Source organism: Micromonospora sp. NPDC047707 (assembly GCF_040704235.1).
GTDB lineage: Bacteria > Actinomycetota > Actinomycetes > Mycobacteriales > Micromonosporaceae > Micromonospora.
On the sequence record NZ_JBEYSU010000017.1, the window covers coordinates 98830 to 110919 of the forward strand.

Sequence of the window (12090 nt, forward strand, 5' to 3'; positions counted from 1 at the left end):
GCCGCCCGCCGTTCACGGACGGCCCGGCGGGGCGTGGTCAGGTGAGCTTGCTCTTGACCTTGTTGACGACCTTCCCGGCCATTCCCGGGTTGGTGCCGTACAGGCGCGGGTCGCCAGGAGGCAGCACCGGCTCGGGCGCGTGCGCCCGGGGGCTGTGGTCGTACCGGAACTCGCCCTTGCCGTCCGGCGCGGGACCGGCCGCCCAGCGCCCCTCGGCGGCGGAGCCGTCGGGGCTCGGCGAGAAGTCCAGGTACGTGTAGCTGAACTGCTCGGTGAACTCCTTCGAGTCGGGGAACGCGTCCGGCACCGGCATCTCCTCGAGGCCGTCCTCCTTGAGCTGTTCGATGGCGGCCATCCACATGTTCTGGTGCATGGTGTCGCGGGCGAGCAGGAAGCGCAGCATCTGCTTGACGCCCGGGTCGTCGGTCATGTTGAACAGCCGGGAGACCTGCAGCCGGCCCTGCGCCTCGGCGGTCACGTTGAGCTGGAAGTCGGCCATCAGGTTGCCGCTGGCCGTGATGAACGCGGCGTTCCAGGGCACCCCGTTGCTGTCCGTCGGCAGGGCGCCGCCGCCGCCGTGGATGAAGTGCGCCGGGTTGGAGCCGCCGTAGATCGCGCCCACCATCGGGTTGTCGTCGGCGGCCTCCTGCAACGACAGCGGGGCGTTCTCCAGCAGCCTGGTGATCATCGTGGCGATCATCTCGACGTGGCCCATCTCCTCGGTGCCCACGTCGAGCAGCAGGTCCTTGTACTTGCCGGGGAGACGGCAGTTCCATCCCTGGTAGAGGTACTGGTTGGCGACGGTCATCTCGCCCCACTTGCCGCCCAGGATCTCCTGCAGCCGCCGGGCGAAGGCGGCGTCCGGGCCGTCCGGCTTCGCCTCGAACTGCAGGTCCTTGATGTGACTGAACATCTGTCCTCCTCGGTCGGGATGCGCTGTACCGAGGACACTTCCCGCGGCGCTGGCCCGCCGGTGCCAACCGGCGGCCCGGCCGGGTCAACCCGCCGCAGCCACGCCGGGGAGCAGAACCTCCACGGCCACACCCCGTGGCCGCAGCCCGTGTACGCGCATCCGGCCGCCGTCGGTCGTGACGAGCTGCCGCACGATCCACAGCCCGAGGCCGGACGTCCCGGCGCCGGGGGCCGGTCGACGGACCGCCTTGACGAGCGCCGGTTCCAGCCGTCCCTCGTCGGTGACGAGGATGCGGAGGCCGCTGCGGCCCAACGCGGCATGGACGCCGACCTGCCCGCCCGCCGGGCCGTGCCGCAGCGCGTTCTCCACGAGGTTCACCAGCACCTGTCGGGTCCGCCGTTCGGGGACCGGGCAGGCCCCGGCCCGCACCGTCGCCCCGGTTCGCCGCCGGTCCCCGGGCACCAGGAGGGCCACCTCGTGCAGGATCCTCCCCAACGGCACGGTGGTCGGGTCGGGCGGCGCCGCCGCGCGGACGCCGGTGCCGACGACCGCGTCCCGGAGCAGGTTCTGAAGGTGTACGGCCTGGTCTCGGGCGAGTTCGCTGAGGGCGCGCCGGTCGTCACCGGAGAGCGGGTGCCGCTCGTCCGCCAGCGCCCGGGTCACCGAGGTGAGCGTGCAGACCGGGGTACGGAACTCGTGGCAGAGCACCCGCAGCACCAGCGCGGAGTCGGCGTCGGCCATCGGGGCGCCGGCGCGGGCCGGACCGGACCGACGGAATCCCCGGACAAGCCCCTGCCACGCACGCATCCACCCGACTCCCCTCGTTCGGTGCACACCCGCATGATCGGTACCCGCTCGGGAAGGGATCAGGCAGGCCCGCCGCCCCCTCCCTTCGGCTCGCGATCGTCGACGACCATCCGCTGTTCGTACGCGGGCTGGAACTGCTGCTGCCGGCGACGACGCGCGGGCGGGCGGCCGTGGTGGGGTCCACCAACGACGCGGCCGCGGCGGCGTCGCTGGTCAGCCGCTGCCTGCCGGACCTCGTGCTGGTCGACCTGTACATGCCGCCGCCGGGCGGGGTCCGGGCGGTGGCCGCCATCCGCCGGACCAGCCCGCGGGTCCGGGTGGTGGCCATGTCCGGCGCGACGGAGCCGGAGCCCGCGCTCGACGCGCTGCGGGCCGGTGCCGAGGCTTTCCTGCCGAAGAGCGCCGAGCCCGAGGAACTGCTGCCTCCGCTGCTGGCCGTCCTCGACGGCTGGGCGGTGCTCCCCGCGGTTCTGCTCCGGGGACTGCTCCGTCCGGCCCGGGTCCCGCCGGTGGACCTGGACGACGACGAGAAGGTCCTGTTGCGCGCGATCGCCGGTGGGAACGGCACGGTCGACATCGCCGACCGGCTGCACGTCTCCGAGCGCACCGTCAAGCGGATGACCGCCGCGCTGCTGCGCAAACTGCGGGTCTCCAGCCGGGCCGAGGCTGCCGCCCTGGCCGGCCACGCCGGCCTGCTCGGGGACTGACCGCACGGCACTTTCCAACCGGTGGCACGCCGATTTCGGCGCGGGATTACCCGACCCGCCGAAATGAGGAGGACGCGTTTTCTTGCGGTTATGCCACGCGATACGTCAAACTTTGACCACACCCCGTCCCCACACAGGGAGTAATCGGCGATGGCCAGAAAAGTAATCACGGTTCTGACTGACGATCTCGACGGCGGAAAGGCCGATCGGACCGTCGAGTTCAGCTTGGACGGCGTGGCGTACACGATCGACGTGTCCGACGAGAACGCGGGCGTCCTGCGTAAGGCGCTGGACCCGTACATCAGCGCCGGCCGGCGGATCGGTCGCGGCGGCGTGGAAACGTCGCGGGCACCCCGACGGGGAGCCGGATCCGGCGCCGGAATGGACCGCGAGCAGAACCGCGCGATCCGGGAATGGGCCGTCAAGAACGGCTACAAGATTTCCGAGCGGGGCCGCATCCCGGTGGAGGTCGTCGAGGCCTACAAGAACCGCTGAGCCGGAGCGGGCCGGCCCGCGCGCGGGGTCGTGCCGAAAACGGCACGGCCCCGCCGGCATTTGCGGCCCGCACCATTCCCTCCGGCCGGGACCGTGACCGGCGCCACCCGCGCCGGCCGGCGGCCGCCGTCCTGTCGCACTCCTGGGCTGTAATGATCGCAAAGCCGATCAGCCATTACGGGGACGAGCGGACGGGGGCGGCGGATGAGGCACTGGTGGACGCAGACGGCGGGCGGACTCCCCCGGACCTTCTGGCACCTGTGGACGGCCACGCTGATCAACCGGCTGGGCAGCTTCGTCGCCATCTACCTCGGCGTCTACCTCGTCTCGGTGCGGGACTTCAGCCCCGCGTACGCCGGCATGGTGATCGGGTTGCACGGGGCCGGCAGCGCGGCCGGGGGCGTCATCGGCGGCCCCGTCGCCGACCGTTGGGGGCGCCGGCCCGCGATGCTGGGCGGCAACGTCACGGCCGCGGCCACCGCGCTCCCGCTGGGCCTGGCCGGGCATCCGGTCGCGATCGCCGCCCTGACCCTGCTGCTCGGGGCGTGTCTCGGCGTCGCCCGGCCCGCCTTCACCGCCACGATCATCGACGTCGTCGGTGAGCGGGACCGGCTGCGGGCGCTGACGCTGAACTACTTGGCCATCAACATCGGCTTCTCGGTCGCCGCGACGGTCGCCGGGTTGCTGGTCCGGGTGGACCCGCTGCTGCTGTTCGTGATCAACGCCATCGTGCTGCTGGGCACCGCCGCGTTGATCGGTCTCCGCGTTCCCGGGCGTCTACTCGCTCGGGCACGCGTTCGCCACGTTCGCCGGGCCGACACTGGGCGGCCTGGTCGCCCACCGGTTCTCCGTCGACGCCCTCTGGTTGGGCCTGTTCGGCCTGGCGCTCGCGGTGGCCGCCGCGAATCTGCTCGCGGCCCGGTCCCGCACGCGGCGGATCGCCGCGCTCCGGGCCGCCGCGGCGCCCACGGCGGCTCCGCCGGCACCGGTCGCGGCCTGAGCACGGTGGCGGGGCCGCCCAGTACCCCCGGACGGCCCCGCCACCGTGGTCGGTCAGTTGACCTCGATGCGCACCACGTCGAAGGCGGGCGTCTGGTTGGCCCGCTCCATCATCGGTACCCGGTGCGAACCGTCACCGGCCCAGACCGCGCACTGCGCGGTGCCGGACTCCGGCATGCCCGGAACCTGGATGGTCACCTCGTCGGCCTCCCGGCCGCCCCGGCTGTCCTCGGTGGCGACGAAGAACGCCGGCACGTCCTCCGGGTTCGCCGGGGCCTCGTCGGTGCTCTCCAGCATCCGGCAGGCGGTGTGGAAGTGGCCGCGCACCAGGCCGTCGCCGTTGAGCAGCGAACTCTCCACGTAGTACCCGCCCTGGCCGGCGGCGAGGAACCGGTCCCGGACCAGGTTCCGGGTGCTCACCCGGAGGGTGAACGGCTCGTCGGCCTGGACCTCCTGCGGGAAGTCCGTGATCAGCAGCGAGGGGTTGTTCGCGGCGGCAGCGACCTCACCGAAGGCCGTGCTCACGCACCGGTTACCGTTCTGGAAACCGTCGTGCGGCTGGAGCTGGCTCTCGTCGCAGTCGTTCGCCAGCACACCGAGCCCGGCACCCGGGGCGTTGTTACCGCCGCCGTTGTTGTTGCCCCCGTTGTCGTTTCCGCCGTTGTTGTCGCCGTCATTGTCGTTGTCGTTGTCGCCGCCGTTGTTGTTTCCGTCGTTGGTGTTGCCGGTCGGCGCGACCTGGCACTCGGCGAGCTGGGACAGACCGCGGGGGCGGGGACCGAACCGGTCGATCGCGTTCGTGATGCGATCCAGCGTCGCCCGTCGCTTGCTGGCCAGCGGGGCCAGGATCGAGTTGCGGACGAACGCCTCACCGCGGCTTCCCTCGGCGGCGAGCCGCCGGTCGGCCTCGGTGATCTGGGCCTGCAACTGGGCCAGGTTGCGGTCCACCTCGGCGCGGGCCCGCTCGGGCACCTGCGGCAGGCGGCCGGCCACGTCCGGACAGGCCACGGCGGAGCCGCCGTTGTTCCCGGGGGCCTGGCCGTCCCGGGTCTCCTGGCACTCCTCGACCGACTGCTGGCCGTCGCCCCAGTGGTTGCGCACCCACCGTCCGTTCTGCCAGGTGCGCGTCGTGGTGCCGGCTCCGCTCGGCGCGGTCGCACCCGGGCTCGGCTGCACGCACTGCGCGGACGCGGGCCGGGTCTTGTTCGACCGCCGCTCTCCCGCCGACGAGATCTGGGTCACGGCGACGATGCCGCCGAAGACCGCGAGCGTGCCGACAACGGCGATCAGCCGCTTGCTCCGCGCGTTACCGGATGGCCGGCGCGCCCGTGTGGACCTGCGCATCGAATTGCTCTCCTTCTCGATCCGGTAGTTCATTCGAGACCTCGGCGGACCGACGGAATTGAGGTGGAACGCCCCGACGACTACCGTCGGGCCGTATCCGGTGGCACGTCGATGACCGACGATGCCCTTTCCGCACCGTCTTCCACGTCGGGGGACGCGGTCGGGGAGATCCTGTCCATTCCCGCATGAGTACGGAACGGCCGCGGCGATGGTTCAACCGGGGCGAGGTAAATTTCCCGCGGGTTTCGAGAGGGCGTGCGGGGGGGGTGCCGATCAGTCGACGCAGAGGTGGTCGAACGCGAAGCCGTCGACCAGTTCGGCCCGTCGCGCGGCCAGCCCACGGATCCCGGCCCGCAGCTCCTCCCGCGACGTCAGGGGCGGCTCGGCACCGTCCAGCGTGCGCAGCCGCTCACCGACCGCCAGGGTGGCGAGGTCCTCGGCGAGCCGCGCCGCGTCGACCCCGCAGGTGAACCGGTGCTCCGCCACCGTGACCCGCTCCACCAGGACCGCGCCGGGGCGTACCTCCACCCAGCTCCAGCCCTCGGCCGGGCCACCGGACCACCGCACGTGCAGACCGCGCACGATCGGGTCGGACAGCCGCCGCGCCACGTACGCCTCGACGGCCGCGGCGCGGGTGAGCGCGCCGAGGTCGTTGACCGACCCGGTCCGCCCGTCGGGGAGTCGACCGGCGATGTCCCGGAACCCGGTGACACCCGGCTCCCCCGCCCACCGGTTCGTGTAGGCGTGGGCGTCGAGGACGTACGCCACGATCCCGGGCCCGTGGTCGGCGGGCCGCAAGGTCGACGATCCGATCCGCAGCACCGGCAGACCGACCGCGGCGGCGACCGCGTCCTTCATCCGGGCGACGCGCTGGCCCGGTGACCCGTCGGCCGGCGGTGGCCCGATCTCGACCGCGACGATGACCCGGCCAGTGCCGGCGGCGCGGACGACGAGGTCGTACGTCTCGCGCAGGGCGGTGCTCCACTGGTGGCCGGTGACCCCCGGTGGGCGCCGGCGCACCAGGTCGCTCAGCCGGAGTGGGCCGTGCACGACCTGGCCGTCCCGGGTCAGCACCGGACCACCGACGCCGGGCACCACCCGCCGCCCGCCGCCGTCCACGCCCTCGCCGCTCGTCATCGCCCCGCGTCCATTCGCCGTCCCGTCGCCGTCCCGGCCGGCGACCGGCCGAGTCTAGGGTGCGAGCACGGCCGGCGCGTCGGGTGGGCCGGGTGCCCCGCTCAGCGCCAGACGACCACCTCGGACAGCGGCTTTCGGGAAATGTCCGGCACGGTAGCGTCGTCGGCCGGGTAACCGACCGGGATGATCAGGTTGCCCCGTTCCTCGGTGGGCCGGTCCAGCAGCTCGTTGAGGTAGCGCATCGGGCTCGGGGTGTGGGTCAGGGTGGCGAGTCCGGCCTGGTGCAACGCGGCGAGCAGGAGGCCGACCGCGATCCCCACCGACTCCTTCACGTAGTAGGGGCGGGGGCTGCGGGGCCCCCGATGCACCTCGAAGACCACGATCACCGCCGGAGCGGTCTCCAGGAACGGTTTGCTCGCGTCCGTCCCCAGCGGCGCCAGCGCCGACAGCCACTCCTCCGGCGCGCGCCGCTCGTAGAACACCCGCTCCTCCGCCTCGGCGGCGACCCGCAGCCGGCGCTTGAGCTCCGGGTCGGTGACCACGACGAACCGCCACGGCTGCCGGTTCGCGCCGCTCGGCGCCGAAGCCGCCGCCCGCAGCGCCTGGTCGAGCACGCCGGCCGGGATGGGCCGGTCGCTGAAGTCGCGGACGGTGCGGCGCCGGGTCATCGCGTCGGCGAAGGCCCGCACCCGGGCCAGCGCATCCGTCGGGGGTACGCCGTAGTCGGGCACGGGCCGGGACGCCGGCGGGCCGGCGGGGCGGTTCGGGGGCATCCTGACATTGTCGGCGGCCCCGGCGGTCCCGGCCAGCCGACGCGGGATGATCGACGGAGGCCGCCGGTACGGGAACGGGGAGGGTGCGGGTGCGGGTCGTGTCGCTGGTGCCGTCGCTGACCGAGGCGGTGGCGTCGACGCTGCCCGGGCTGCTGGTCGGGGCGACCGACTGGTGCACCCACCCGACCGGGCTGGACGTCCCCCGGGTCGGCGGCAGCAAGTACCCGGACCTGGACCGGGTCCGCGCGCTGCGCCCCGACCTGGTCCTGCTCAACGTCGAGGAGAACCGCCGCGAGGACGCCGACGCGCTGGCGGCGGCCGGCGTGCCGGTGCGGGTCACCTACCCCCGGACCGTGGACGAGGCGCTCACCGAACTGGGCGCACTGCTGACCGAGCTGGGCGCGGCGGCCGAGCCGACCTGGCTGCTGGCGGCCCGCCGCGCCTGGGCGGCGCTGCCCGCCGAGGCGGCGCCGCGCCCGGCGGTGGTGCCGGTCTGGCGTCGGCCGTGGGTGGTGCTGGGTCGCGACACGTTCGCCGGTGACGTCCTGCGCCGGCTGGGCGTGACCAACCGGTACGCCGACCACCCCGAGCGGTACCCCCGGCCGAGCCTGGACGAGCTGCGCGGGCGGGCGCCGGAGCTGGTGGTGCTGCCCGACGAGCCGTACCGGTTCACCGCCGTCGACGGGCCGGACGCATTCCCCGGGACGCCGTGCGCCCTGGTGTCGGGTCGGCACCTGACCTGGTACGGACCGTCGCTCGCCGAGGCTCCCGCCCTGCTGGCGGCCCAGTTGGCCGCGCCGGTCACCCGTCCCGCGGGCTGATCCGTCTCCGGCGGGCCCGGCGGCGGGCCCGGCGGCGTCCCGGCCAGGCGGCGACCCGGCCCCAGGCGATCGAGGTGGCCAGTGCCAGCACCACCACCGCCAGGGTCAGCCAGACCGGCACCTCCCCCACCGGTGTCTCGGCGAGGATCAGCTTCACCCCGGCGAAGGCGAGCACGACCGCCAGCCCGTACCGCAGGTACTCGAAGTGCCGCAGCAGGCCGGCCAGGCAGAAGTAGAGGCTGCGCAGACCGAGGACCGCGAAGGCGGTCGCCGTCCAGACCAGGAACGTGTCGGTGGTGATGGCGAGGATCGCCGCCACCGAGTCGACCGCGAAGACCACGTCGGTGCCCTCGATCGCGACGAGGGCGACCAGCAGCACGGTGGCCTTGCGGCGCCCGTCGACGCGGACCGTGAACCGGCTGCCGTGGTAGCGCGGATCGGTCGGCACCAGCCGGCGGAAGAGCCGGACGACCGGGTTGCGGTCGGGATCGACGTCCGGTTCGCCGCGTACGGCCAGCCGCCAGCCGGTCCAGACCAGGAACGCTCCGAGGGCGAGCCCGGCCCAGGCCAGCCGGTGCAGCAACTCCGCGCCCGCGAAGATGAAGGCGAGCCGGAACGCGAGGGCACCGACCACGCCCCAGAACAGCACCTTGTGCTGGAACTCGTCGGGGACCCGGAAGTAGCCGAACAGCAGCGCGAAGACGAAGACGTTGTCGACCGACAGGGCCTTCTCCAGCAGATAGCCGGAGTAGTAGGCGACCGCCGGCTCGCCGCCCAGCCAGACCAGGACCACCAGGCCGAACGCGAGACCGGCGGTGATCCACACCGCCGACCAGATGACCGCCTCGCGCAGCTCGATGATGTGGTTGTCACGGTGGGAGAGCACGTCGACGGCGAGCATGACGGCGATGACCGCGCCGACCGCCGCCCACCCCCACAGCGGCACGGCGAACGTCGCCTCGTCCACCCGGCGCCCCCCGCATCCGTGACGCCCCTCTCCCGGCGCCGGCCACGGGGCGGGACCGTTCCGCCCGGCAACCGGCGGGGAAACCGGACCACGTCATCGCCCCGAGCCTAGGCGGCCGGCCGGCCCTCCGGCGGCGCTCCGCCGAACCCGGTGCCCATCAGGCGACCGGGGTGACCTGGCCCGCCTCCAGCGCGACCAGGCCGGTGTCGTCGACGTCGTACGCGATCGCGCTGACCACCCGCACGACGTCCTCCCGGATCTCCGCGTCGGTCCGCAGGTGCACCCGCAGCAGGTCACCACGGGTCACGACGCCGACCAGGCGGCCAGGTCGTCCAGCACCGGCAGCCGCTTCACCGACTCGTGCTCCATCAACCGGGCCGCGGCGGTGATGGTGCTCGACGATGTCCCGGTACGGGGTCTGCTCCCCCACCGTGGCGACGTCCCGGGTCATCACGTCGCCCACCTGCCATGTCCTCATCACGCCCCCACCAAAGGCTTCCTGAGCGGCGCCGAAGGACCCTTCGCCGGCATCTACCACGACCTCGCCGGCACCGCCTTCGCCAACTGGGCCTTCCTGCTCGGCCTACTCGGCATCGGCCTGGCCCTCACCCTCGGCATCGGCATGCGCATCGCCGCCGCCACCGGCGCCACCCTCTACGTCATGATGTGGTCGGTCGCCCTGCCCCCACAGACCAACCCGTTCCTGGACGAACACCTGACGCTCGCCGCCGTCCTGGTCGGCCTCACCCTCATCGGTCCCGGCCGGACCCTCGGCCTCGGCGCCACCTGGGAGAAGCTGCCCATCGTCCAGCGGTTCCCCTGGCTCCGCTGACCTGATCTCCGCACAGCCGCAGGGGCGGGCCTCACCCTCCGGGTGAGGCCCGCTTCGCGGTGCCCAGACCTCGGATGCTGTCGGCCCTTCGAGGGGCCGGTCCATGGCAGGAACTGTTGTGAACGGGGGCCGCGCGCACATCGGTGAGTGGCGATCCGGCAGGATCACGGGGCGAAGGACATCACGACGGACACGGCAGGAGACTTCCGGATGAACCAGGCAGGCAAGCCCGACGTGGGCCCGATCGAGGGCGCGCCTCCGGCCGACCTCGTCGTCGAGGACATCACCGTCGGGGACGGGCCCGAGGCGCGTGCGGGGCAGGTGGCGCGGGTCCACTACGTCGGCGTCGCCCACTCCGACGGCCGGGAGTTCGACGCGTCGTGGAACCGAGGCGAGCCGTTCGAATTCCCCCTCGGGGGCGGACGGGTCATCGCCGGCTGGGACCAGGGTGTCGTCGGCATGAAGGTCGGCGGTCGTCGTCGCCTGACCATCCCGCCGCACCTCGGCTACGGCGACCGGGGCGCCGGCGGAGTCATCAAGCCGGGCGAGACGCTGGTGTTCGTCGTCGACCTGCTCGGCGTGCGCTGACGCGATGCGGGCCCCGGCACCACCGGGGCCCGCATCGCGGCGGTCAGTGGTTGCGTCAGGCGGCGATCAAGGTGCGGCCGGCCACCGGCGCGGGAGCGTCGTCGATGACGCGGACCACCCGGTGCAGGCCGGTCACGCGCAGGACCCGGGCGACCACCGGGTCGGGCCGCACCAGCACCAGCTCGCCACCACCGGCCCGCAACCGCAGGTGGGCGGCGGCCAGGGCACGCACCCCGGCGGCGGAGAGAACACCGACGCCGGACAGGTCGAGCCGGAGCACCGACCGGGCCGGCACGGCCCACAGCGCCGACCGCAGCGCGCCGACCGTGGCGACGTCGATCTCGCCGGTCGCGCGCACCTCCACCACCCGGGCACCCACGCTGACCTCGACGTGGAACCGGTCGTCCCGCTGTCCCATGGCCACGAATCTAGCCCCGACCACCGACAGTTCCGTCGTGCCGCGGGACGGGATCCGGGTACGACCAGGGTCGCACCCGCCGGTATCGGGGATCCCCCTTCCGGGCGACCCCGGCAGCGATGGCGGCGACCCACACCGGTGGACGGCCCGCGCCGGTACGTCGGGGGCGACGCCGGGCGGATCGGCGGGCCAGAATGAGCGGATGGTCGTCCCCCGCCCCCGCGCACCGTGGCTGATCCGACCCGTCCGCGAGCCCGCCACGGTCCCGCCGCCCCTCGACGGGCCGTGGGCGCCCGCCGACCGCCGGCTCGACGCCGTCGAGCTGCTGCCCTTGCCCGACGGCACGTCCGGTCCCGAGGACGTCGTCGTCGACCCGGCGGGGCGGGTGGTCAGCGGGTCCGAGGACGGCCGCATCTGGTGGTGGCCGGTCGACGCGCCGACGGGCTCCCGTCCGCGGCTTCTCGCCGAGACCGGCGGCCGACCGCTGGGCGTGGAGGTCGACCCCCGCGACGGCAGCCTCGTGGTCTGCGACGCCTACCGGGGGCTGCTGCGGGTGACCTGGGACGGCGCGGTCCGTGACCTGGGCGGCTCCGGCCCCCGGCCACACCTGGCCGACAACGCCGCGATCAGCCGGGACGGCACGGTCTACTTCACCGACTCGTCCAGCCGGTTCCCCGTCTCGCACTGGAAACGCGACCTGCTGGAGCACCGCCCCAACGGGCGGGTGCTGGCGTACGACCCGGGCAGTGGGCGCACCGAGGTGGTCTGCTCGGGGCTGTACTTCCCCAACGGGATCGCGCTGACCCCGGACGAGTCGGCACTGATGCTGGTGGAGACGGCCACCCACCGGCTGGTCCGGGTCGACCTGCCGGACGGGGTCGTCACGGTGCTCGCGGACCTGCCGGCGTACCCGGACAACGTCTCCCCGGTGGGCGACGGGACGTACTGGATCGCCCTGCCGAGCCCCCGCGTGCCGGTCGTCGAGCGGCTGCTGCCGCACCCTCGGCTGCGGCAGCTCGTGGCCGTCCTGCCGGCGGCGGTGCAGCCGAAGCCGCTGCGCTACGGCCTGGTCGCCCTCGTGGACGGCGACGGTCAGGTGCTGCGCACCCTGCACGGTCCGAACGGGACGTACGACATGGTCACCGGTGTCCGCCAGCACGGCGACCACCTCTGGCTCGGCAGCCTCACCGGTGCCGGGGTGGCCCGGGTGCCGCTGGGCTGAGCGTCCACCGCGGACCGGGCGGACCCGGCGCTCCCACGCCACGGGGACCGGCCCGCGTTTCCGGACC

The 12090-nt window shown here is 73.6% G+C and carries 15 protein-coding genes and 1 pseudogene; 8 read left to right on the forward strand and 8 right to left on the reverse strand.

Features of this window, described 5'->3' with window-relative positions; all coding sequences use genetic code 11:
* Window positions 1-37: 37 nt before the first annotated feature.
* Together AB0873_RS19605 and AB0873_RS19610 are read right to left on the reverse strand one after the other, a co-directional pair.
* Window positions 38-913, reverse strand: coding sequence for a manganese catalase family protein (locus AB0873_RS19605; protein ID WP_366601097.1), 876 nt, complete (start codon window positions 911-913; stop codon window positions 38-40).
* Between the two features lie 84 nt (window positions 914-997).
* Window positions 998-1720, reverse strand: a complete 723-nt coding sequence (locus tag AB0873_RS19610; protein WP_366601098.1) for a HAMP domain-containing sensor histidine kinase — start codon at window positions 1718-1720, stop codon at window positions 998-1000.
* A 95-nt stretch (window positions 1721-1815) separates the two neighbouring features.
* Here AB0873_RS19610 and AB0873_RS19615 point away from each other — a divergent pair, with 95 nt between their 5' ends.
* From AB0873_RS19615 to AB0873_RS19630, 4 genes and pseudogenes are all read left to right on the forward strand, one after another.
* Window positions 1816-2427 carry a response regulator transcription factor gene (locus tag AB0873_RS19615; protein WP_366601127.1) on the forward strand — a complete coding sequence of 204 codons (612 nt, stop codon included), beginning with the start codon at window positions 1816-1818 and terminating at the stop codon, window positions 2425-2427.
* A gap of 150 nt (window positions 2428-2577) precedes the next feature.
* Window positions 2578-2922 carry an Lsr2 family protein gene (locus AB0873_RS19620; protein WP_155332475.1) on the forward strand — a complete coding sequence of 115 codons (345 nt, stop codon included), beginning with the start codon at window positions 2578-2580 and terminating at the stop codon, window positions 2920-2922.
* A gap of 204 nt (window positions 2923-3126) precedes the next feature.
* Window positions 3127-3636, forward strand: a pseudogene (locus AB0873_RS19625) (MFS transporter); the annotation flags it as partial.
* Between the two features lie 151 nt (window positions 3637-3787).
* Complete coding sequence (locus tag AB0873_RS19630; RefSeq protein WP_366601099.1) at window positions 3788-3922, forward strand: hypothetical protein; 135 nt, start codon at window positions 3788-3790, stop codon at window positions 3920-3922.
* Between the two features lie 53 nt (window positions 3923-3975).
* On the opposite strand, the gene AB0873_RS19635 is transcribed toward AB0873_RS19630, so the two are convergent.
* From AB0873_RS19635 to AB0873_RS19645, 3 genes are all read right to left on the reverse strand, one after another.
* Window positions 3976-5265 carry a hypothetical protein gene (locus tag AB0873_RS19635; protein ID WP_366601100.1) on the reverse strand — a complete coding sequence of 430 codons (1290 nt, stop codon included), beginning with the start codon at window positions 5263-5265 and terminating at the stop codon, window positions 3976-3978.
* Window positions 5266-5538: 273 nt separating this feature from the next.
* A complete protein-coding gene (locus tag AB0873_RS19640; RefSeq protein ID WP_366601101.1) occupies window positions 5539-6402 on the reverse strand; it encodes a hypothetical protein in 864 nt (287 codons plus the stop codon).
* 101 nt (window positions 6403-6503) lie between these two features.
* Window positions 6504-7175, reverse strand: coding sequence for a nitroreductase family protein (locus tag AB0873_RS19645; RefSeq protein ID WP_366601102.1), 672 nt, complete (start codon window positions 7173-7175; stop codon window positions 6504-6506).
* A gap of 89 nt (window positions 7176-7264) precedes the next feature.
* On the opposite strand from AB0873_RS19645, the gene AB0873_RS19650 reads away from it, so the two are divergent.
* Window positions 7265-7996, forward strand: coding sequence for a helical backbone metal receptor (locus AB0873_RS19650; RefSeq protein ID WP_366601103.1), 732 nt, complete (start codon window positions 7265-7267; stop codon window positions 7994-7996).
* On the opposite strand, the gene AB0873_RS19655 is transcribed toward AB0873_RS19650, so the two are convergent.
* Both AB0873_RS19655 and AB0873_RS19660 read right to left on the reverse strand, forming a co-directional pair.
* Window positions 7977-8942, reverse strand: coding sequence for a TerC family protein (locus tag AB0873_RS19655; protein WP_366601128.1), 966 nt, complete (start codon window positions 8940-8942; stop codon window positions 7977-7979). The genes AB0873_RS19650 and AB0873_RS19655 overlap by 20 nt on opposite strands.
* Window positions 8943-9120: 178 nt before the next feature.
* Complete coding sequence (locus AB0873_RS19660; RefSeq protein ID WP_366601104.1) at window positions 9121-9246, reverse strand: hypothetical protein; 126 nt, start codon at window positions 9244-9246, stop codon at window positions 9121-9123.
* Here AB0873_RS19660 and AB0873_RS19665 point away from each other — a divergent pair.
* Both AB0873_RS19665 and AB0873_RS19670 read left to right on the forward strand, forming a co-directional pair.
* Window positions 9241-9795, forward strand: a complete 555-nt coding sequence (locus AB0873_RS19665) for a hypothetical protein (protein ID WP_366601105.1) — start codon at window positions 9241-9243, stop codon at window positions 9793-9795. The two genes, AB0873_RS19660 and AB0873_RS19665, sit on opposite strands and share 6 nt — an antisense overlap.
* A 210-nt stretch (window positions 9796-10005) precedes the next feature.
* A complete protein-coding gene (locus AB0873_RS19670) occupies window positions 10006-10383 on the forward strand; it encodes an FKBP-type peptidyl-prolyl cis-trans isomerase (protein ID WP_155332484.1) in 378 nt (125 codons plus the stop codon).
* Between the two features lie 55 nt (window positions 10384-10438).
* Here the strand turns inward: AB0873_RS19670 and AB0873_RS19675 are convergent, their stop codons facing one another.
* Entirely contained in the window at window positions 10439-10801 is a 363-nt protein-coding gene (locus AB0873_RS19675; protein WP_366601106.1) for an STAS domain-containing protein, read from the reverse strand.
* Window positions 10802-11003: 202 nt separating this feature from the next.
* Here AB0873_RS19675 and AB0873_RS19680 point away from each other — a divergent pair, with 202 nt between their 5' ends.
* Complete coding sequence (locus AB0873_RS19680) at window positions 11004-12023, forward strand: SMP-30/gluconolactonase/LRE family protein (RefSeq protein ID WP_366601107.1); 1020 nt, start codon at window positions 11004-11006, stop codon at window positions 12021-12023.
* The last annotated feature ends 67 nt before the right edge of the window (window positions 12024-12090 follow it).

What these genes read in the sequence shown, in the direction of transcription:
- AB0873_RS19605 (WP_366601097.1), bottom strand. Translation starts at nt 913, where the DNA reads ATGTTCAGTCACATCAAGGACCTGCAGTTCGAGGCGAAGCCGGACGGC.
- AB0873_RS19610 (WP_366601098.1), bottom strand. Translation starts at nt 1,720, where the DNA reads ATGCGTGCGTGGCAGGGGCTTGTCCGGGGATTCCGTCGGTCCGGTCCG.
- AB0873_RS19620 (WP_155332475.1), top strand. Translation starts at nt 2,578, where the DNA reads ATGGCCAGAAAAGTAATCACGGTTCTGACTGACGATCTCGACGGCGGA.
- AB0873_RS19635 (WP_366601100.1), bottom strand. Translation starts at nt 5,265, where the DNA reads ATGCGCAGGTCCACACGGGCGCGCCGGCCATCCGGTAACGCGCGGAGC.
- AB0873_RS19640 (WP_366601101.1), bottom strand. Translation starts at nt 6,402, where the DNA reads ATGACGAGCGGCGAGGGCGTGGACGGCGGCGGGCGGCGGGTGGTGCCC.
- AB0873_RS19645 (WP_366601102.1), bottom strand. Translation starts at nt 7,175, where the DNA reads ATGCCCCCGAACCGCCCCGCCGGCCCGCCGGCGTCCCGGCCCGTGCCC.
- AB0873_RS19670 (WP_155332484.1), top strand. Translation starts at nt 10,006, where the DNA reads ATGAACCAGGCAGGCAAGCCCGACGTGGGCCCGATCGAGGGCGCGCCT.
- AB0873_RS19675 (WP_366601106.1), bottom strand. Translation starts at nt 10,801, where the DNA reads ATGGGACAGCGGGACGACCGGTTCCACGTCGAGGTCAGCGTGGGTGCC.
- AB0873_RS19680 (WP_366601107.1), top strand. Translation starts at nt 11,004, where the DNA reads ATGGTCGTCCCCCGCCCCCGCGCACCGTGGCTGATCCGACCCGTCCGC.